We start from the raw sequence: 21,596 nt of genomic DNA, 5'->3' as shown, positions 1-21,596 counted from the left end.
TCTTCAACATAATCACCCAGTTGCAAGTCAGGTTCTTCAACTTGAGCTGCTTCTAATGTGATTTCGCTGTAAGGGTTTTCTAAAGAACCATCTTCTTGAACTTCTGCAATCTGCCAACGACGGAACGTGTCGTAATCACCGGTTTTACGGTCGATTGATACACGTACTTCAATTTCGCCATCGTGTTTTTTCTTTGTCGCTGTTGCTAGAGCGAACTCTAACGCTTCAAAAATCTTTTCTTTTGGAACCGCTTTCTCATTGGAAACGGCTTCAGCAACCAATAATATCTCTTTTGCCATGGGTAATGCCTCGCTTGCCCTATTCCTTCGCACTCGAATTAAAACTTTGCGATGATGTTCGCACGTTCGATATTGCTAAGCATGATTAAGTGCTCTTCGCCATCGCTTTTAAGTGTGATCATATCACTGCTAACTGCTACTAAGTCGCCTTTAAAATTACGGCGACCGTCTTGTGGAAGCTTAGTACGCACGCGTACTTCCTCTCCTTGCGCCTTCTCGTAGTGATCTTGTTTGAATAATGGACGATCAACACCAGGAGACGATACTTCCAAATCATATTCGTTTGTAATTGGGTCTTCGACGTCTAAAATCGCACTAATTTGGCGACTCGCATCCGCACAATTATCAACAGATATTCCATCCTCATGGTCAATATAAACCCTTAAGGTAGAATGGCGGCCTGCTTGTACAAACTCAAGACCATGTAATTCAAAGCCTAACATTTCTACTGCAGGCGTAAGCATGGTTAATAAATCTTGCTCAAGTTTTGTCACGAAAATCCTCCATACAAACAAAAAAAGGGCTTATAGCCCTAAAATACTGAGTTTAAGTTTTGATTTAATGACAAAGCCATAAATCAATGGTGCAGATACAACAACGCCCCGAACCAAGCGGGGCGTCACACCAATAAAGCATAAAACTGTGTGGCCTCAGGCCAAGCTTGGCTGCGGGTCATTACACTGACCAAATTAAACTACATTAGCTTAAACGCAAAACGCGCATTACTTAGAATGCGCGATATAGAATTAGTAAGGATATACCTACTATAAAAATTGGTTGCGGGAGCCGGATTTGAACCGACGACCTTCGGGTTATGAGCCCGACGAGCTACCAGGCTGCTCCATCCCGCGCCAATAGATATTAAACCTAAAATTCAATATCGCTGTTAGTGGTTAATCAACCGCTAAACAATGGCGGCTATTATAAGGATATACGGGGTAATTAGCAACCATAATAACTAATAAGTTTGATAAAATCAGTGACCCCCCATTTTAAGCTTCACCAGTATGTACTATGATTATGCAGACGTTAAAATGGTAATCGTAACGTCACTAATATGTACGTAAAAAGCCATATATTCATAAATAAAATATCTAAAATTCATAAAACTGATACAATTTTGTGCTTTTTACGTTTAGATTACGTGCGATATTTGAGCAACGCACTATACTAAAAGCTCACCGATGTGGATAAAAATAAAAATTACAAAATTTAATGAGATTGCTAATGAATACTTATCAGCCACAGTTAATTAAAAGTTTGCATATAGTTAAGCCAAACTTTCATGCGTTTACCGCGCGCTTTCATGCAAAGCTTGAAGAGTCAAATATAACAATGCAGTACCCAAGTGCCGCTTATTTTAACGAAAAAAGTTATATTTTATATTGTGTTTTAGAACGTATAGTTAGGCATTTAGATAACCCATCTTCTGTTGCCCCATTTTTAACCTTTCACTTGCAATACTTAAAAAAGATGGGCGTTACACCAAAAGAAATATCGCTACTGTGCGATGCCTTTTACGATACCTTAAACGAGCACTTAGGGCGTTTATTCACCGCACAAACACAGTTTGCTTGGCAAAAAGCGCTTCGTTATTTTGAAAGCTTTGCTAATACAACCTTGTTTAACAAAACAAATGTTATTTCGCTTGAGCAAAAAATCACTCAACTTCGCTCAAGTAAGCTTTAAGTAACACAAGCTTTAGCTTTTATGCACGTATGAGCAAACTACCTAGATCCACGTTGTCGCTTTTTACGTACAACCAAATTTAGGTGGTCTATGGCTCATTATAAAGTGTTGCGCCTAATTTTAGGTGATCAACTTAATGCTTCGCATTCGTGGTTTAAAGAAAAAGAGCCTGATACGCTTTATTTAATTGCCGAGTTAAAACAAGAAACCAATTACGTTAAGCACCATGTACAAAAGTTATGTGCTTTTTTTTATGCGATGGAGCGTTTTGCTACAGCTTTACAAAGCGCGGATTACAGCACACTGCACCTCACCCTTGATGATACCCACCAAGACAAAACCTTGCCTGATTTACTCACGCGCATTGCTAATCAGTACCATTGCTCTGAAATACATTATCAATACCCTGATGAATTTCGCCTTAAAGCACAGTTAAGTAAATTTAAAAAAGAGTCTGATCTTCTTGTTAAAGCCTATGACACCGAGCATTTTATGCTGCCATTTGAGCGTATTAACGAGCGGTTTGAAAAAAACAAACATGTGACTATGGAGCACTTTTATCGTGCTATGCGCAAGCAATACGCTATTCTTATGGATGGGAGTAGCCCGCAAGGAGGTCAATGGAACTTTGATAGTAATAACAGAAACAAATTTAAAAAAGCAGATTTAAACGCTATCCCCCCGCCAAAATTATTTAATAACGATGTAAGCTCTATCATTAGCAGACTTAAAAAACATAACGTAAATTACTTTGGTGAAATAAATCCTCAGCAGCTGCCATGGCCGCTCACTCGCAAACAAGCCAAAACGTGTTTAGAGTATTTTTGTATCCACCTACTAAAAAATTTCGGCCAGTTTCAAGATGCAATGACCGACCAAGTTACAAATAACGCTAGCTTGTACCATAGCCGTTTATCATTTGCTTTAAACGCCAAGTTAATCCACCCGCTGTACGTTATTAGGCGTGTAATTGACGAATTTAATGCTCATCCCGACACAATTTCGATTTCTCAAGTAGAAGGCTTTGTTAGGCAAATTTTAGGTTGGCGTGAATATGTTCGCTGTATATATTGGGCAAACATGCCCGACTATGCACAAAAAAACCAATTACAGGCTAACCAGTCGTTACCGGGGTACTTTTGGCAGGGTAATGTAAAAATGAACTGTTTAAGCCACGCATTAACGCAGAGCTTAGACACCGCATACGCTCATCATATTCAAAGATTAATGATCATTGGTAATTTTTGCTTATTAACAGGCATCGACCCTAATGAAGTCGACCAGTGGTATTTAGGGGTTTATATTGATGCCATTGAATGGGTTGAAATGCCTAACACCCGTGGCATGAGCCAATTTGCAGATGATGCCATTATTGCCACTAAACCCTATGCAGCCAGTGGTAATTACATCAATAAAATGAGCGATTACTGCAAAAACTGTCATTATGATGTTAAGCAAAAAGTAGGTGAGAAGGCGTGTCCTTACAACAGCTTATATTGGCAATTTATGGATAAACACCGCGCATTACTTGAAAAAAATCCACGTATTGGCATGGTTTATAGAAACTGGGATAAACAAACACCTCAACTTCAACAGCAGACCTTAGCCCAAGCAAATTATTATTTAACGCATATAAACGAGTTATAAAAACGAAAAAGCCGCCTCAGTTGAGGCGGCTACAATCAGGGAAAATGTTTATTAGCGATTATTTACCTTCGATTAGGTTTCCACCGCCAATTTCAATTTTACGAGGTTTAAGTGCTTCTGGGATTTCGCGCTCTAGATCAATGCTAAGCAGACCGTTGGCTAAATCGGCACCGAGTACTTTTACATGATCCCCAAGTTGAAACTTACGCTCAAAGTTACGTTCCGCAATACCTTGATGAATAAACTTGCGCTCTTCATTTTCATCTTTGTTTGGTTTAGTGCCTGCAACTTTTAAAGTGTTGTTCTCTGACTCAATGGTCAGTTCATTTTCACTAAAACCAGCAACGGCCATAGTGATTCTGTATTTGTCTTTATCTAGTGCTTCGATATTATAAGGAGGAAAGCTAGGCTGCTTGTCTGTACGAGCTGCCGCATCCATTAAAGATGCTAAATGATCAAAGCCGATGAATGAACGATAAAGTGGTGATAAGTCTACTGTACGCATAATAATATCCTCATATTTAAGCGATATAATGTTGTTACTTTTCGTTTGAACAAGTACAACATAATTAAATTAATAATATAAATTTCAATAACTTCTGTATTTTTTGGGACCCATCAGGCGTCCTCACTAAACTATTTATGGGCAGTAAAATAGTTTTCAAGTAATTAAATTAAAAAAAGTGAAAAAAAATAAAAAAGGGCACAAAAATGTGCCCTCTTCGTATATTCATCAAATTACTCAATACACGTTACTTAATAAAAGTACCGCGAATTGGGTAGTCGTTTTCGCGTGAAAATTTAATACCGCCTAGCACCTGCTTAAGGCTTGGGCGAACAAATGGACTATTTGATTTATCAAGCATCTGTACTTGGTTATCTTCGTTTAAGACAATAATACAAGGCTCAGCAAATGGGTGATCTGTTTCAGCATCACTGCGCGGTTCACTAATGTATAAGCCTAAATCAGTCATTTGCTCAATGGTTAAATTGTAATAAAGAGGGAAATTTACGTCTATTTTTTCAAGATGCTTTTTAAGCTGCTCTTCGCTATCGCCACTTACTGCTACAACTTCTACACCTGCGCTGGCAAAATCGTCATGCATTGTTGCAAGCTCATTGAGTTGCTCGGTACATTTAGGGCAATGCTGGCCTCTGTACACCACTATCATTTTCCAAGGTTTGTCGCTTACGCGGTCAACTAAATTCACGTCATTGTTATCTAAATCGCTTACCACTAAAGGCTGCATTACACTCGCTGGCTGTAAATTAACGTTACTCATTATGATCTCCTTTTACTATTAAACTTAGGGTGTAGTAATAGAGCTTAGGGTATCTTTGTTTATTTCAACCATGAAAATGTAACTGAGAACGAAATGGCAGGCGACTCGCTTTTATTAAGTAGCCTTGTTTAATATGATTAGGAGAATTATAAGCTGTAAGCAGAATAATAAAATGTTAGATAAAACAGGCATCTTGCTCTTTTTAAGTAGCATTAGCACAGTATAAACACCAAGAAGATGTGAGCAAGAAGCGTAAAGCTAACTCCAGCCTTTTATTTTTCTGTAAATAGTCGAGGCGCTTACGCCTAAATAGGCCGCAGCAAGTGGAATGTTATCATCGCATACGGCTATTGCCGACTCTATTGCCCTTTTTTCAACTTGCCACAGGGGCTCTATGTCGTGTACGCCCATAAGCGAGTTAGTTTGTATTTGCTCTGCAGATTGAGACGAGCTGGTATTTTTGATTGGAATAGCAGAATTAACACCAAATGAGCTTGGCAACATATCTAACTCAACTACGTCACCCTCGTTGATAACAACGATATTTTCGATAACATTTTGCAGCTCGCGGATATTACCGGGCCAATCGTAGTTGCAAAAAAGGTTTTCAACTTCTTTTGAAAAGCGATGGAATAACTTAGCGTTACTTTCACTTTTTTGCTTTAAAATATGCTTTGCAAGCAACATTATATCGCCAGCTCGCTCGCGTAGCGGAGGTAACTTTACAGGAATAACATTAAGCCTATAGTATAAATCTTCTCTAAAACGCCCTTCGGCAACTTCAACTACAGGGCTTCTATTTGTTGCACACACTAGCCTTACATTACTGTGTAAAACCTCGCTACTACCTACCCGATTAAACGCACCCGTTTGTAAAAAACGCAATAACTTAGCCTGTAGGTTGAGCTCCATTTCACACAGCTCATCTAAAAATAAAGTACCGCCGTTTGCAACTTCTACAGCCCCTTTCCTGTCACTTAGCGCTCCGCTAAAGGCCCCTTTTACATGGCCAAAAAACTCTGACTCAAATAACTCTCCTGGAATAGCAGCACAGTTAATTGCAATAAACGGCCCTTCACTTCGTGGGCTAGTGTCGTGCAAAGTTTGCGCGCACACCTCTTTACCTGTGCCACTCTCACCTGTAATAAAAACACATGCTTTGCTTCGCGCCGCACTATCTAAAAGCCTAAACACCGTTTGCATTGCTAACGATTCACCAATAAACCCGGAAGTGTTTTGCGCTTTTTGTTCTTGAATTTTAACTGCAGGAGGTGCTTTTTGCGAAAGCGCGCTATCTACGGCGCTCACTAAGCGCTGGCCTGAAAACGGTTTTTCTAAAAAATCAAAACCACCTAAACGCATTGCCTCTACTGCAACATCAATAGAGCTATTTGAGGTGATCATGACTACGTTAGCGGGCTTTTCTTGCTTTTTAACAAACTGCAGCACTTCTAAGCCACTAATATCGGGTAAACAAACATCTTGGACAATGACATCAGGCATCATCTCTTTTATACCTACCAAGGCAGAGTAGCCATCGGTAAAGTGTTTACATTCGTGCCCTGCTTGCTCTAATTGACTCGCATAAAGAGCCCCGCTTGCAATGCTGTCTTCTACTATGTAAACCAGTGATTTTTTTTGAGAATCGTTCATGGCAGAGCCTTTTAGGTAATATTATTAGCAATAACTTGGTATGCAGCGTGGGTTTTTTCTAGATTATGTTGAACGATCTGAGCAGCGTGAATATTTTCATCAATGGTAACGGGGGGGTAATCATGTAATTGACTGGCAAGGGCTGCCAAAGTTAATGCGCCATATAGCGCCGCAGAATTTTTAAGTACGTGCATTATATCTTTAATATTATCTTCATCTTGCTCATCAATTGCATTTTTAAGACGAACTCGCATTTCTTCTAATTCATTAATAAATAAGTTTACCAGCCTTACTAAAGTGAGTGAGCCAACATCTTGCTCTAATTGCGCTAGCACATGAGCTTGAGTGATGGTGTTATCAATATATTCTTCAGGTATTGGCATATTAGGCCTTTATTTATTATTGTGATACAAAGCTTTTATACTTTTAGAGTAAGTCGTTTTTCGCATTTTGCAAATCTGAACATTAAGTTAAGTGTACATTTTTACCCATGTCGCCGTATTATTAGCTAAACTGCTTGGTCTTCCGAGTAAGTAACCTTGTGCTACATCACACCCTAGCTGCTCTAATATTTGTAATTGCTCGCGCTGTTCAATCCCCTCAGCAATGGTTTCTAACCCGAGTCTTTGCGCCATAGCAATAATTGCGCTACACAGGGTAAAGTCTTCATTGTTCGTTGTAATGCCACTTATAAAGCTGCGATCTATTTTTAGCCCATCAATATTAAACTGCCTTAAAAGGCCTAAAGAGGCATAGCCCGTTCCAAAATCGTCTAGCCAAATTTTTACCCCTTCTTTATGAAAATGCTCAAATGTTTTAGCAATACGCTGCGGACTTTTTATTAATGCTGTTTCTGTTAATTCTACTTTTATAGCTGCGGGGTCTATTTTATACTTATCAAGTAAGCTCATTACTTTAGAAAACACATCCCCTTCAATAATTTGTACCGGCGAAATATTCAATGAAATAGTTATATCATTCATACCTATTTTTCTCATTTGGCTTAAATCGCTTAGGGTTTGCTTAAAAATCCAATCACCTAAATCTAAAATCATACCTGACTGTTCTACATGCGGAATAAATTCATCTGGGCCAACAACACCATAGCGTGAAGATTCGCAGCGCACTAATGATTCAAAGCCAACTAATTGCCCACTTGTTAAAGATACAAGCGGCTGGTACACCATATTAAAACAATGGTTTTTCATTGCATGAGCCATAATTTGCTCAAGTTCATGCCAGCGTGCAATGTTGACCGTATTGATAGGCTCTAAACTTTTAAAAGCATTCATAAATTTCTCCACAAATAAGGGCTCACCGTAAGCTTGTTACATAAATTGCAAATTGCAGACCAAAACGACCCGTCAAAATAAAAAATAAACACATAAAATTCAATTAGTTAAAAGTGGGCTGTTAGTCTAAAATTATTGATAGGTATATTTGCATTTTGCAAATCACACTGACACGCAAGCTGATTTAAAGTGGGAGCAGGAGTAAGCGATGGTTTGGGTATAAAGTGGCTTTAAAAATAAAAAGGCTGACCTAATTGCTTAGAGTCAGCCGAAATAAATACTAAAGGAGAAGTATTGTTTAGTTGTTTAAACCTTGTGTGCCTGATTGGGCAGATTGCTCATCTATGTTTTGAGCGTAGTTTAATGTGTTGCTTTCAATATTGGCATTATCTAAATCACTATTGCTAAATTTATTGGTGAACATCTCGGTATTGCCTTTATTAACAGGTTCAATAGTAACGGTGCCTCGCAGTGCTGTTGCACCAACAATAACAGCTGCAACAATAATAATAGACAGCACCATTAACTCTGGCGTAAGAACAAAAGACATTTTTTTTGGTTGCTGTTTAACTTTAGTATTAGTTTGCATAATGGACACCCTTAAAATTGATTTAACTACTTAGCAAATTTATATCAACGATAACTTCGCTCTACTTGGTGTTTATATTGCGAAAGCCATGCCATAATAAATTTAATGATGATAAAAAATTTAAGTCTTTATAAATCAATGGGTAAATGAATTACTTTGATAGGGAGAATAAAAAATAGCTGAGCGGATATTTGAATTATGAGATTCAATTTCATTTTGATTTGCAAAATGCAAACCAAATTAAAAATAACTATTAAGAACCAACCTACACAACCCAATCAATTAAAAAGGATTAGTATTTCAGCATTATTTACAGTTTTGCTTAATACATTAAGGCTTTTTAGGCAGTAAAAGTAATTGACTACGCATTACTCAATGCCATCGCTTTTTTTGAGAAAACAGTCAATTTTAACCTTTTTAGGTTAAATTTTTGCTAAACCCACTATTTATGTTTATTTACTTAACAACTAAAACTTTAATCAAAATACCTTAAGGCCATCTATAACTATTAACCTAAAAGCACGGTTGCATTGCTTGTTACTTTAATAATGACCAAATTTCGTTAATGCGCTCTAACTTAGAGTGTTTAGCGTCATTAAGTTTTGGTAAGTATTGATTTAAGAGCAAATTGAGTTTTTCGCTAATAATTGGTTTAGCTAAATAGTCATTCATTCCTGCTTTAATAAAACGCTCTTTATCACCATGAATCGCATTCGCTGTTAACGCTATAATAGGGGTGACAATAGCTAACTCTCTGATTTTTTTAGTGGCAGAAATACCGTCTAAAATTGGCATCTGAATATCCATAAATATTAAATCTATTGTTTGCGTTTTAACTTTTTCAATCGCCTCTTGCCCATTACTGGCTATTTTAACTAAGCACCCTTGCTGCTCTAAAAATTGCTGAATCACAATTTGGTTATTTTTATTGTCTTCAACCACGAGTACGTGCGTACCTTTAAATGGCTGAGCATTAATAGTGGTTGTGTTTAGTGTAGTTTCTTTTTTATTAGTAAAAATAATATCAAGATGAAAAAGCTCTTCCTCAAGCGCAGCAATCGCTCTGGGTAAATGCGAAGGCTTAAAAGGCCCATTAAACATCAACATACCAGAGCTCGGCGCCTCTGTTTTTTGGTTTTTACCCAGTAGGTCTATGAGTAATAAACACGGTTTATTTAGGCTCTTGTGACTTTTTAAAAATTGTTGCGCTGCGTCTAAATCGGCTTTGTTAGTGGTAACAATAGCGTCGGGCGTATCGATACTGTCTAGCTTTTCGATGTTTTCAAGGCGTGAAAAATCTATCGAATGGCGAGTAAGCATATGCTCTATCGCATTGTTTAATGGCAAGTTTTTACTTATCACACACACATAGGGCTTTTTGGCTCTGGCAGAAAAGCCTTCTCTTTGCACCTGCTCGCTTGTATCTATTAATAAAGGGTAATTCACAATAAACTCACTCCCTTTACCAAACTGCGAGTTAACAGTAATGCTGCCCCCTGCAGCATCACATATTTGCTTACATATGGCTAAACCTAAGCCACTGCCGCCATATTCCCGAGTGATAGAGTTATCCGATTGTATAAACGGCTTAAACATACTCTCGAGCTTGTTTTGCGCAATCCCTATTCCTGTATCTTTAAAGCTAAGCTGCAACGTAAATTTATTATTTTCAAACTCAACACACTGTGCTGTCACTATAAGTGAACCCTTTTGAGTAAACTTAATGGCATTTGAGAGTAAATTTATTGCAATTTGCCTTGTACGACCATGATCGCCCACCACCTGCGCAGGAACATCAGGGTGCAGATCAAAAATAAGTTCGAGGCCTTTTTGCACGGCGCTTTCACTTACAATATCGATAGCCTCTTCTAAGCAAATATCGAGGCTAAATGGCTGATTATCTATTGAGATTGCTTGTGCTTCAAAGCGTGAGTAGGTCAGCACGTCATCTAAAATACTCAATAATGCATCTGAACTTGTTTTAATCATTTGGGTGTAACGTTTTTGATCTGTTGTGAGCCCCGTGTCGTGTAAGATATCTGCACAGCCAATCACTGCATTTAAAGGTGTGCGTATTTCATGGCTTATATTGGCCATAAAGCGACTTTTAGACTCAGCCAACGATTCAGCCTGGTGCTTAGCATCTAAGAGTATTTGTTCAGCTATCACACGTTCTTGAATATCAACCACGGTCGCCGCTATAGACGTTAAGTGTGTGCCATTAAATGAGGTAATGGGTGTGAGGGTCATTTCAACCCAATTTGGCTCATTAAGCGCGTTGGTTAACCTAATATCCAAACGTTTAACTTCTCGATTGCCACTACTGTAGCCTGTAAGAGCTGTGTTTAGCTTTTCCACATCCTCACCCATTACAAAATTAGCAATGGGTAAGCCAAGGTGTTTATTTATGTCTGTTTGGAAAAAATCTTGCCATGCTTTGTTCATAAACAATAACCCGCCCTGCGCATCTAACCTCAATACAATATCAGGGATGTTATCGACTACAGAGTGGTAGTTATATTCTATTTCTGCCATGGCTTGTTCAGCTTTTACACGCTGGGTAATGTTGGTTTCTATGGCTATAAAATGCTTAACATTACCGTCATCATCTTTTACAGGGGTAGCATCAATAGCAACCCAGTATTCGTTTTTATTTTTATCATAATTAACGGTTTCTATTTGAAAAGGCTCGGCATTTTTAATCGCTTTAGCCATTAACTGGCGCGACTCTAGGCTTGTTTTAGGCCCTTGCAACAGTTTACCGGGGCTAAGCCCGATGACTTCTTCACATTTATAACTAGTAAGCGTTTCAAAGCTTTTATTAACCCATTCTATTTTGCCAAATCGGTCGGTAATTATAACTAAATTATTGGTGTGGCTTGCCACTAAAGAAAGTCGCTTAGCGTACTCTTGTTGCTGGGTGAGTAAGTATTGGTAGTCTTTATGTCGTTGAATGTCGTGTAACGAGCCAATAAACCCGCCGCTATCGTCGCAAGCCAAGCGCATTTCAAACCAGTTAGTAAGGCCGTCATTATTTTTTACTTGCAGCTCTATACTGGCACTAAAAACGCCTTCAAAAATAGACTCAATATACGCTGACAGCTTTAACGAGTCTTTGGTCTCTAACAGCGATGTGATTTTTTTACCTATGAGCATGGCCGGCGTAAAACCCAACTTATTAAGCCATGCTTCGTTCACGTAGCTAAACACTAAATGTTTATCACATTCAAATACACATTCATCAAGTAAGGCAAGTAACTTAGTTTGCCTGCGGGTGTTTGCAGAAAGCTGCTCTATTAGCGCGTAATGAACTTGTACTTGTAGCTCGTCTTTTTCTTCCATATGCGCCTCATTCATTTACTAATTCTGTGTGGCTGCACACCTTGGCATAAAGCGGAAAAACCTCTTCACAGTAAAATGATTGCTCAAACGGCGTTCTGCTTGATGTACAGTCATTAAGTACCGTCACATTAAAGCCAAGCTCTACCGCTGAACGCGCCGTAGAGTCAATGCAAATAGAGGTCACCGTGCCTGCTAAAACAATGTTAGTGATGCCATTTTTATTAAGCACATTTGCAAGCTCTGTATGAGTAAACGCATTTAACCCGCGTTTACCGGGTATTTGCATAATACGTCTGCCATATTTATCAAATTCTTTAATGCCTTGAGCACCATAAGAGTCGGCTTTAAAAGCCCCTACTTCGGCAATCACTTTTAAAATACCAATTGGGTTTTTAAGCTCGCTATAATCTTGTGTAAAGTGAATAGGCGTACTGAGCACTAATGCAAATTTATCTATGTATTTGTCTAGCAGCGCTAACGTGTTATTTACCACGCCGGTTACTCTTGATGACTCTTCAACCACTTGGTATAAAATGCCATCAGGCGAAAAGTAATCATTTTGAAAACCAATGAGCAGCAAAGCTGTTTTTGATAAATCGTTCATAACGTCCTCCTAAACGGGCCTTTAGGCAGCTTGCCAAGGCTTAATAAACTCTTCTAATACAGCTTTTGTTACCGGTTTTTGAAGATAGTGCGTCACCCCTTTTTCGAACAACTGAGCAATTTGTTGCTCCTCAGTAATGCCCGTTAAAATAACTTTTGGCGTGTTGTCGTTTGGGGTGTTTTGTTTAATAAGCTGCTGAGCTACATCACTGCCAAACATACCTGGCATACGCTCATCTAACAGCAGTAAATCGAAAGGTTCTTGCTGGGCAATAAGTAAGGCACTTGAGCCATTTTCTGCACAGGTTACTGCGCAGCCAAGCATTTCAAGCATGACTTTGGTCGCAACTTGGCTTGGCAAGCTGTCATCAGCAACCAATACAGATAATTTGCTGTGGGTATTTAAATTATTAACCGCATTTACTAAGTCAGTATCAAAAAACGGCCACGCCAATACAGGTTGAGAAATAGCGTGATGGCTTTGCAGCTCACTGAGCGCATTAAATGCGCAAATTTTTATACTCTGAGACGCCCCATTATTTAAAAAATCACTCGCAAGTTGCTCTGCAGATAGGTGACGCGCATCTTCAATTTTTAAAGCGTTGGTGTGGTTGCTGTCGGCGAGTTTTAACCCATAGTTTTGCGCACTTAAATTAACTAGGTAATGAATGCTTTGCTCTAAGTCGTCTTTACTATTAGCTGCGCTAATAAACTCTTTGTTTGTATCTACCGATGAAATTGGCTCACGGGTTGCTAGTAAACCGTGTATATCAATGGTGTGCATTTCAGGATTCGAATCTACCCAGTAATTTAAATTAATACCCTGTAAATTGGCCTCTACTGTTAGCACAAAATGGCTTTTAGCGGCTTTTAGCGAAGGTAAAATAAACGCTTCACACTGGATAATCATTTGCTCAGGAGACACCTGTAAACAAATATAATTACACTGTAATTTGTTGATGAGTGTAATTGCCACATTTGTGTTGTCTGCTTTGCAAAAGCGGGCAATTACCCCTTGAATAATTTCTAAAACATGGCTGTTATTACTCATCATCGTTCCTAATAAGAATGGCTCTGTAGTTAAATATCAATTTACATGCCACTTGCAGCGCCTTTACTAATACGATGAATTCATTAGATTTAAAAATTACACATCCTTTACATAAATGCGCTTTTGCAAATTGCAATTCAAAATGCATGGCAAATGAGTAATTAAGCGAGTTAACAGTAAAACAGAATTAACCAATCGATTTTTTGCGCTTTAAATTATTAATTAATCGTTTAATATGAAGCCAACTAAATTGAGGAGAGTATTATGCTTACAGTAATTTTTGGCCGCGAAGGCTGCCCATTTTGTGTACGTGCTAAAGATGTTGCCGAGCAACTATCAAATGAGCGTGATGATTTTAAGTTTCGTTACATCGATATTATCAAAGAAGGCATTAGCAAAGCGGATTTAGAAAAGTCTGCAGGAAAACCATGCCCAACTGTGCCACAAATTTTTGTAGATCAAACTCACATTGGTGGATTTACTGAATTTGAAGCTTACGCAAAAGAAAATCTAGGCCTATATAAATAACGCTTTGTATATAGCTTGTTAACCAGTTTAAAAAATCAAATATTTAAACTGGTTAAATTTCGACCAACATCAACCACATACAAATTAGTTGTAATTTATACAAGCAATTGCCTCGTATTTCCTATACAATGCGCGCCTCTTTAAATTCGTTGAGGCGTATTAATGTCAGAACCAGTCACGTTTGAATCTCTAAATCTTTCTCCTGCAATTTTAAAGGCAGTTGAAGAGTTGGGTTACAAGACACCATCTGAAATCCAAGCTCAATGTATACCGTTATTGCTAGAAAGAAAGGACGTACTGGGACTAGCACAAACGGGTACAGGTAAAACTGCAGCATTTGCACTGCCGTTACTAAACAATATTGACCCGTCTGTGAAACAGCCACAGATCCTTGTACTCACACCAACACGTGAGCTTGCGATCCAAGTTGCTGAGGCATTTGAACAATATGCAAAAGGTACTCGTGGTGTTGAAGTATTAGCACTGTACGGTGGCCAAAGCTACAGCATTCAATTAAGCGCACTTCGTCGTGGCGCACAAATTATTGTTGCTACTCCGGGTCGATTAATCGATCACATAAACCGTGGCACTATCAAGTTTGATGCTTTACAAGCACTTGTACTTGATGAAGCCGATGAAATGTTACGTATGGGCTTTATCGATGATGTTGAAAACATCATGGAAAAAACACCGCGCGAAAAGCAAACATGTCTTTTCTCTGCGACCATGCCTAAGCAAATTCAAAACATCAGCAGCAAATATATGAATAACCCTGAACAGGTTCATATATCTGCGCGTAACTCAACTGTATCATCTGTTGAGCAAGTGTTTTGGAATGCACACGTACATAAAAACAAAGCCATTGTTCGTTTCTTAGAAGCAGAGCAATACGAAGGTGCTATTGTTTTCGTACGTACACGTAACGACACTGTGCAACTTGCTGAGTTACTAGAGCGCGAAGGTTTCTCTGCTGCGCCACTTAATGGTGACATGAACCAGCAAGCACGTGAACGCACGGTAGATCGCTTAAAAAGCGGTATGCTAAACGTTGTTATTGCAACAGACGTAGCAGCACGTGGTCTTGATGTAGACCGTTTAAGCTTAGTTATCAACTACGATATTCCACAAGACTCAGAAGCCTACGTTCACCGTATCGGCCGTACAGGTCGTGCTGGTCGTACTGGTAAAGCAATTTTATTTGTTAAGCATAACGAACGTTACTTGCTTAAAAATATTATTCGCCATACTAAGTCTGAAATTGCACAAGTTGAGCTACCTACAGCTAAAGTAGTTGAAGAAAAACGTATTAATGCGTTAAAAGAAAAGCTTACGCTTGCTCTTGAAAACAAAGACATTACGTTCTTCAATGAAGTTGCTGCTAGCATGGCACAAAAACTAGACTTATCTTTAGAAGACCTAGCGGGTGCATTACTGTGTTTAGCACAGCAACAGTCGCCAATTAAAGTTGAAGAAGTTAAGATTCAACCTCGCAACGAGCGTAATACACGTAACGAGCGTGGCGATCGTAATGACCGTCGTCGTAACGAACGTGGTGACCGCCCTGAGCGTAAACCTCGCGAGCGTAACAGCCGCGATGCAGGCCCTATGGATACTTACCGTATCGAAGTGGGTCGTGAGCACGGTGTACAGGTTAAAAACATTGTTGGCGCGATTGCTAACGAAGCTGATATCTCAAGCAAGTTTATTGGTGACATTCGTCTACACGACAGTCACAGTACGGTACAATTACCGCAAAACATGCCTAAAGATGTACTTGATCACTTCCAAAAAGTGTTTATTTGTAAACGCCCAATGGGTATGACACTAACACAAGATCAAGGCCCAGCTGAGCCACGTGGTGAACGCGCTGAGCGCCCAAGTGGTGATAAAAAGCGTAGCTTTAACAAAGACAACCAACGCGGTGATAAGCGTGGCGGTCCTCGTAAAGAACGTCGCCCTGTGAGCTTCACATCTAACTAGGCTTTATAGCTTACGTTATAAAAAACCTTGCCACGAAAGTGCCAAGGTTTTTTTGTTTTAAAGCCACTGCTTTTGTAAAAAATAAAAATTCTGTAAACTAAGAAAAAACTATAATTCACGGATGAATTAAAATTGAAAAAATATTATGACAACTTGCTCTTTGCAGCAATAATAAGCTTTCCAATACTGAGCATTGCAATGCTTATGTTAATGGATTTTACCGACCCGCCATTTATCGAAAATAAAATTTATGAGGCTATTTTTTATATAGCGCTTCCTATTTTTTGCGGGGCATCATTTATCTATCTCCATGTACTTGTAATCAAAAAATATAGACGTTGCAGTGACTATAGAGAGCACCTTAAAGATAGCTTTTCAGATACAAAAATGAAGTTATCATTAATCTTCATCTACCCATTACTCCCTTTGTTAATCTATGCAACTCTCTATTTTTTACTCTCTGCCCCCATTGAGTTATGGGCTTACTACACGCAAGGCGATTATTGGTATAAGGAATATATCCTCACTGATGTACAAGAGTGTGGCACTGAGTATGAGGATAGTTGTACTCGTTTATACTTTAAAGACCCTACAACTAACAAAACGCACGATTTTAGATGGTACGACGATAAATCTACAATAATGAATAACAAAAACGATTATGTGTATATTGTTGGTGAGGCCAGTTTGTTTGGCTATATAGTGAGAGAATTAGAAAGGTAATTAAAACTTCTTTTTACATTGCAGCAATTTTATATAAAAACCTCACTCAAGTGAGTGAGGTTCATAAATTAAGGTTTAAGTTAAGGTAACGCCGGATAAACGTAACTCGCATCTAACCCTAACGGAATACCGAGTGCCCAATACCCTAGTAAGAAAATACTCCAGCCAATCATAAACGCGATTGAGTAAGGGATCATAAGCGCGATGAGCGTGCCTATACCAGTATCTTTTACGTACTTTTGGCAGTACACCACAACCAATGGGAAATACGGCATGAGTGGCGTAATTATGTTTGAGCTAGAGTCTCCGATTCTGTAAGCCGCTTGGGTTAAATCGGGTGATATACCTAGCTGCATTAACATTGGTACAAAAATAGGTCCCAGTAATGCCCATTTTGCTGAGCTTGAGCCAACGAACAAGTTTACAAAGCCGGTTAAAAATATAATACCCACAACCATTACGGCGCTGGGTAACTCCATTGCTTTTAAAAGCTGCGCCCCTTCAATGGCCATTAATGCCCCTAAGTTAGACTTTGAAAACGCAGCAATAAATAACGCACAAAAAAACGCCATTACAATGTAATAAGCCATGCCACTCATCGCGGTACTCATCGCATCTATCATATCTTTTGAGTTTTTAAAGGTACCAACGGTAAAACCATACACGGCACCGGGTATCCAAAATAATAAAAAGATTAAAGGCACGATAGATTGCATCAGGGGCGATCTAAAATTAGTTAGTGAGCCATCAGCACTGCGCAATGCTGAATCGGCAGGAGCGGATACAAACGCAAGTAAAGCAAGCCCCGCAATCATTACGCTACTGGCTATAAAAAAAGCGCGTTTTTCATCACTTTTAGCTTCATCAAACGCGGGTAAGTTTTGGGTGTCTTCATTAAGTGCTGTGTTTTTTAACCGAGGCTCTATTATTTTGTCAGTGATATACCAGCCTAATAACACAATAAATAAACTCGAGGCAGAAGTGAACGCCCAGTTATTAAGGGGGTTAATCGACATATCGGGGTTAATAATTTGCGCCGCACTTTGGGTAAAGCTTTGCAGTAATGGGTCTATTCCTGATGGAATAAAGTTAGCGCCAAATCCACCACTCACACCAGCAAATGCGGCTGCAATACCCGCTAATGGGTGTCGCCCTGCGGCAAAGAAAATAACACCCGCTAATGGGATCACTAATACGTAGCCAGCATCGGTTGCTGTATGGCTTACAATAGCTACCAAAATGACTGAAGGGGTTAGCAGTTGCCTTGGGGTAACTTTAAGCATTAGCTTAAGGCCTGTATTGATATAACCTGAGTGCTCAGCCACTCCCACACCTAACATGGCAACCAGTACCACCCCTAGCGGTGCAAAGCCTGTAAAGGTTTTTACCATAGAAGATAAAAATGAGGCGAGTGAGTCGCCCTCTAATAGGTTATTTACAACAATGGCTTGGCCTGTCCGTGGGTCTAACGCGTCAAAGCTCACCCCCGACAGTAACCACGAGCACAACCAAATAAGTAACATAGCGAATAAGAAAATAATCGCCGGATCGGGAAGTTTGTTACCAACTCGCTCCACAAAGTTTAAAAAACGCGCGATTAACCCTGTAGGTACCGCAGCTTGATTATTATTGTTCATTTAAAGCTCCCAAAATAGGTTTAAGTAACAATATACTATTAATGTGTAACAGTAAATTAACCAATAAATCTATTATGGGCACAAATAGAGCATAAAAAAACGCGGCTTCGTTATCGTCGCCGCGTTTTTATAATTGTGAACTAAACATCGGTTAAGCGAGGGCTTTCACTTCTTCCCAAAGCCTAACAACCAAGGTTTTATCTTCTTCGTTTAGCTCGCCATTGCGGTATGCTTTTACTAAGCTTTGTTCCACGGTTTCGTTGAGCTCATCAATAGAGATTGTCAGCTCTTCTACTTCTGCATAACCTACTGCAAGGTCGTAATGTCCGCGCAAGTAACCACCAGCGAACAGCTCATCATCTGTTGCTTTAATTACTAAATCATCAAAGTATTGCTGCGCAGCATCAATATAATTCACTAAACTCATTGTGTTACTTCTCCTGGTTTTCATAACCGACAGCATACATAATATGGTCGTTATAGCCGGTGGTTACTTTAATGTAACCTGTTAATTCATCATCTAAAGCGCTGTCGCCGGTGTCACAAATAAGTGGACGCCCGTTCAACGCGTGTAATTTGGTTTTAGTTGCCACCACAATAATGTTTTCTTTGCCAATGGTGCGAATAAGCTCAGGGCTTAGCTGCTGATTCCCTCGACCAAAAATATGGCCTTGCCCGCCTATTAATGTAATCACTAATTGAGTAGCTTGCCCGTGCGTGTACTCAAGTAGCTGTTTAGCAGTTAAGTCTTGCGCAACTAGGGTTTGATCTTTAATTAAATCTACGCCTAATAGAGTATTATCTAGCCCCATTTCTTGCATTATTGCTTCAACAGTTGAGCCACTACCCATAATGTAATAGGTGTCTTCATCCATTTCGCTCACCACATGCGCGGCAATGTCGGCAAGTACTAATTCATCTGTTTCTTTACCACCATTTTTAACCGCTTGTACATAACGTACTTCGCTTGGTATTTGCATTTCACCGTAGCGCTTAGCTTTTACGGTGCCTTGCCTAAACGCCTCTTCGTCAATATCCATTACATCGGCATCTGCAAGTGTAACTAGCTCGCCTTTTACTAGCATTTCTACTACGCGCCCTGCTGCTTTAGGTGTAATTGCATATACGCCAGAGTGAATTTTACAGCCAGCAGGTATACCCAGCACTGGCACGGTATCTTCTATGGCATGACAAATATTGCGCGCAGTACCATCGCCACCAGCAAACAGGACTAAATCTACGCCTAAATTTTTAAGTAGTTTAGCGCTAGCCTCTGTATCATCGGCGCTTGTTACGGTATTGGCGGTATAAACTACCTCAACATTGAAGCCTAGTCCGCGGGCTGCTTTTTCGCCCATATCGCCATTTACAGTATAAATTGTTAACTGCTCTTTATAGGGTACAAGTACTTCTAGGGCTGCCTGTGTGCGGCTGTTAGCTTTGGCTTGCGCACCCAGCTCAATTGCTTTTGCAGCAGTGTTTTCGCCATCACTGCCTTTTAAAGCAACGCTGCCACCAAGTCCTGCAACAGGGTTAATAATTAAGCCTAACTTAAACTGCATTTTGTAACTCCTGAGGGTGGTGCCAATTAAATTGTTGAGCGGTTAACGGCCACGGTGTTTTATAAAAATCACTTAACGCTTTTAATAATGCATGGGTACGTGCGTTAACTCCCTGCTCTAATAACATTAATACTTGCTGGTGTACTCGCGCCTGAAAATCAAACCGGCAAGTTTGCTCACCGTTCAAGTTATCTACCGACACATTAAAATCAAAGCCAGCAGCGGTGCTGAGCAGCCACTCTATGGCTTGTGGTTTTATTTCTACGTTTTCAAATTCAGCTTGCTGGTGTTTATCTCGCCCATCTGGGCAGTACCAATACCCATAATCTTCAAGCTCTCTGCGTTTATTGCCAGCCACTAACCAATGCGCTATTTCATGTAGGGCACTGGCGTAAAAGCCGTGGGCAAATACAATTTGATTAAAACTATGGGTATTATTGGCAGGTAGATAAACAGGCTCATCATCGCCTTTTACTAAGCGAGTGTTATGGCTTTGATAAAAAACACTATCGAAAATAGATATAAGATCGGCTATATGATGCATAAAAACTGATTAATTCGTCTCGGTTACAGCGCAAAATTAGCGCACTAAAAACGAGACGAATTGTACGGGCTTTTACCTTTAAAGTAAAAGTGATGAGCGAGTTATACCTCTACTCCCGCCTCATCGCACTGCACTATATCGGTTTCTGTAAGTGCTTGGGTTATCCACTTTTGCAAAACAGGGCAACGCATCACAAAATCACAATACTGCTGCGCCGCTGGGGATAAGGTAATCTGATACGTTTTTAAACGAAGTACAATGGGGGCGTACATCGCATCGGCAATACTAAAGTCGCCAAAAAACCATTCATTAGGAAACATATCTTGCTGCTGAGCAAATATCTCATCAATACGTTGAATATCTTTTAGTGCAGCACTTGAAAGCGTTACTTTACGTGTGGCTCTTATATTCATCGGCATTTCGTTTCTCAGTGCCATAAAGCCGGCATGCATTTCAGCGCTTAATGCGCGCGCTGTAGCTCGCTGAGTAATATATTTAGGCCACCCTGCTCCCGATAAATGGGCATCGTTAATATATTCACAAATTGCGAGCGAGTCCCACACTTGCAAATCACCATCAATTAACGCCGGCACTTTTTGAACGTGGAAGTGTTGTTTTAGTTCGTCGTAAAAGTCACTGGTGTCGAGCACAAGCTGGGTTTCGTCAAACGGGACATCAAATTTACTCATTAAATACCATGCGCGTAATGACCAGCTAGAATAGTTTTTATTACCGATAAATAATTGCATTTTGTATATACCAAAGTGAATAGGCTTCCCTACCTTACTAGGTGATTAAACAACCAACAACACTTTGTTTTTTTTATTCTTAATGCTAAATTTAAAGCCTCTAAAATAAACAGTATTACTATCAATTAGCTAACTGCGCATTTAAATGTTTTTTTAATAAACGGGTGTTGCGGGTGTTGGCTTTAAAAAAAGCATCAAATATATCGCCAAAAAATGGAACTAAGCCGCCTACAAAATCAATCAGCATATTAATGATCATCTTCGTTTTTATGCGTTTACTTACGCCTAATCGCTGCGCCTCTACCAGTACATAGCTTGATAAAATAAGTCCTGCAGCATCCCCTATAACGGGTATTAAACCAATCACAGCCTCTAGGCCAATATTAAATTTAGTCAAAGGAATGCCAATGCTGCTGTCTGTAAGC

22 protein-coding genes and 1 tRNA gene are annotated in these 21,596 nt (G+C 39.5%); 5 read left to right on the top strand and 18 right to left on the bottom strand.

The genetic code is table 11. The annotated features are described in order from the left end of the window. The 3 genes from B2R65_RS01910 to B2R65_RS01900 all read right to left on the bottom strand — a co-directional run. On the bottom strand, positions 1-299 hold a 299-nt coding region (locus B2R65_RS01910; protein ID WP_286740617.1), incomplete at its 3' end, for a NusA N-terminal domain-containing protein. 38 nt (positions 300-337) lie between these two features. Then, complete coding sequence (gene rimP / locus B2R65_RS01905) at positions 338-793, bottom strand: ribosome maturation factor RimP (RefSeq protein WP_004585883.1); 456 nt, start codon at positions 791-793, stop codon at positions 338-340. A gap of 280 nt (positions 794-1,073) precedes the next feature. Next, positions 1,074-1,150, bottom strand: a tRNA-Met gene (locus B2R65_RS01900). 376 nt (positions 1,151-1,526) lie between these two features. On the opposite strand from B2R65_RS01900, the gene B2R65_RS01895 reads away from it, so the two are divergent. Both B2R65_RS01895 and B2R65_RS01890 read left to right on the top strand, forming a co-directional pair. Then, positions 1,527-1,988: a globin gene (locus B2R65_RS01895; RefSeq protein ID WP_121637199.1), complete on the top strand. Its 462-nt coding sequence runs from the start codon at positions 1,527-1,529 to the stop codon at positions 1,986-1,988. 90 nt (positions 1,989-2,078) lie between these two features. Continuing rightward, positions 2,079-3,635, top strand: coding sequence for a cryptochrome/photolyase family protein (locus B2R65_RS01890; RefSeq protein ID WP_286740615.1), 1,557 nt, complete (start codon positions 2,079-2,081; stop codon positions 3,633-3,635). A gap of 58 nt (positions 3,636-3,693) precedes the next feature. Here B2R65_RS01890 and B2R65_RS01885 read toward each other — a convergent pair whose 3' ends face one another. The 9 genes from B2R65_RS01885 to B2R65_RS01845 form a co-directional block, all read right to left on the bottom strand. Further along, entirely contained in the window at positions 3,694-4,140 is a 447-nt protein-coding gene (locus B2R65_RS01885) for an Hsp20 family protein (protein ID WP_004585880.1), read from the bottom strand. Between the two features lie 247 nt (positions 4,141-4,387). Further along, a complete protein-coding gene (locus B2R65_RS01880) occupies positions 4,388-4,918 on the bottom strand; it encodes a peroxiredoxin-like family protein (RefSeq protein WP_054982203.1) in 531 nt (176 codons plus the stop codon). Between the two features lie 258 nt (positions 4,919-5,176). Beyond that, complete coding sequence (locus tag B2R65_RS01875; protein ID WP_064386793.1) at positions 5,177-6,571, bottom strand: sigma-54-dependent transcriptional regulator; 1,395 nt, start codon at positions 6,569-6,571, stop codon at positions 5,177-5,179. 11 nt (positions 6,572-6,582) lie between these two features. Then, a complete protein-coding gene (locus B2R65_RS01870) occupies positions 6,583-6,954 on the bottom strand; it encodes an Hpt domain-containing protein (protein WP_024033793.1) in 372 nt (123 codons plus the stop codon). Positions 6,955-7,041: 87 nt separating this feature from the next. Continuing rightward, entirely contained in the window at positions 7,042-7,863 is an 822-nt protein-coding gene (locus B2R65_RS01865; RefSeq protein ID WP_223230600.1) for a putative bifunctional diguanylate cyclase/phosphodiesterase, read from the bottom strand. Between the two features lie 298 nt (positions 7,864-8,161). Continuing rightward, the gene (locus B2R65_RS01860) at positions 8,162-8,452 is read right to left on the bottom strand and encodes a hypothetical protein (protein WP_286740611.1); all 291 of its coding nucleotides are present in this window, start codon (positions 8,450-8,452) and stop codon (positions 8,162-8,164) included. 537 nt (positions 8,453-8,989) lie between these two features. Next, on the bottom strand, positions 8,990-11,809 hold the full coding sequence (locus tag B2R65_RS01855) for a PAS domain-containing protein (RefSeq protein WP_286740609.1): 2,820 nt from the start codon (positions 11,807-11,809) through the stop codon (positions 8,990-8,992). Beyond that, positions 11,802-12,398 (bottom strand): cysteine hydrolase family protein, encoded by a 597-nt coding sequence (locus tag B2R65_RS01850; protein WP_286740607.1) that lies wholly within the window; start codon positions 12,396-12,398, stop codon positions 11,802-11,804. The genes B2R65_RS01855 and B2R65_RS01850 overlap by 8 nt, the downstream gene beginning before the upstream one ends. Positions 12,399-12,419: 21 nt before the next feature. Continuing rightward, positions 12,420-13,451 (bottom strand): response regulator, encoded by a 1,032-nt coding sequence (locus tag B2R65_RS01845; protein WP_286740605.1) that lies wholly within the window; start codon positions 13,449-13,451, stop codon positions 12,420-12,422. A gap of 261 nt (positions 13,452-13,712) precedes the next feature. On the opposite strand from B2R65_RS01845, the gene B2R65_RS01840 reads away from it, so the two are divergent. From B2R65_RS01840 to B2R65_RS01830, 3 genes are all read left to right on the top strand, one after another. Then, the gene (locus B2R65_RS01840) at positions 13,713-13,976 is read left to right on the top strand and encodes a GrxA family glutaredoxin (protein WP_004587283.1); all 264 of its coding nucleotides are present in this window, start codon (positions 13,713-13,715) and stop codon (positions 13,974-13,976) included. A gap of 162 nt (positions 13,977-14,138) precedes the next feature. Further along, on the top strand, positions 14,139-15,956 hold the full coding sequence (locus B2R65_RS01835) for a DEAD/DEAH box helicase (RefSeq protein ID WP_004587284.1): 1,818 nt from the start codon (positions 14,139-14,141) through the stop codon (positions 15,954-15,956). Positions 15,957-16,343: 387 nt separating this feature from the next. Next, a complete protein-coding gene (locus B2R65_RS01830) occupies positions 16,344-16,679 on the top strand; it encodes a hypothetical protein (RefSeq protein ID WP_286740601.1) in 336 nt (111 codons plus the stop codon). An 80-nt stretch (positions 16,680-16,759) separates the two neighbouring features. Here B2R65_RS01830 and B2R65_RS01825 read toward each other — a convergent pair whose 3' ends face one another. The 6 genes from B2R65_RS01825 to B2R65_RS01800 all read right to left on the bottom strand — a co-directional run. Further along, positions 16,760-18,316, bottom strand: a complete 1,557-nt coding sequence (locus B2R65_RS01825) for an AbgT family transporter (RefSeq protein WP_286740599.1) — start codon at positions 18,314-18,316, stop codon at positions 16,760-16,762. A 151-nt stretch (positions 18,317-18,467) separates the two neighbouring features. Next, positions 18,468-18,743 (bottom strand): YfcL family protein, encoded by a 276-nt coding sequence (locus B2R65_RS01820; RefSeq protein WP_004587288.1) that lies wholly within the window; start codon positions 18,741-18,743, stop codon positions 18,468-18,470. 4 nt (positions 18,744-18,747) lie between these two features. Then, entirely contained in the window at positions 18,748-19,878 is a 1,131-nt protein-coding gene (locus B2R65_RS01815) for an ATP-NAD kinase family protein (RefSeq protein WP_286740597.1), read from the bottom strand. Beyond that, a complete protein-coding gene (locus B2R65_RS01810; RefSeq protein ID WP_248443131.1) occupies positions 19,868-20,422 on the bottom strand; it encodes an elongation factor P hydroxylase in 555 nt (184 codons plus the stop codon). The genes B2R65_RS01815 and B2R65_RS01810 overlap by 11 nt, the downstream gene beginning before the upstream one ends. A 101-nt stretch (positions 20,423-20,523) precedes the next feature. Then, a complete protein-coding gene (locus B2R65_RS01805) occupies positions 20,524-21,171 on the bottom strand; it encodes a glutathione S-transferase family protein (RefSeq protein WP_138684538.1) in 648 nt (215 codons plus the stop codon). A 121-nt stretch (positions 21,172-21,292) separates the two neighbouring features. Continuing rightward, positions 21,293-21,596, bottom strand: a 304-nt coding sequence (locus B2R65_RS01800) for a DUF4112 domain-containing protein (protein WP_286740593.1), incomplete at its 5' end; no start/stop codon positions are given.

It is taken from the genome of Pseudoalteromonas sp. UBA2102, from assembly GCF_002331165.1.
In the GTDB taxonomy this organism is placed as follows: domain Bacteria; phylum Pseudomonadota; class Gammaproteobacteria; order Enterobacterales; family Alteromonadaceae; genus Pseudoalteromonas; species Pseudoalteromonas atlantica.
This window is presented reverse-complemented; position numbering and strand designations above follow the sequence as displayed.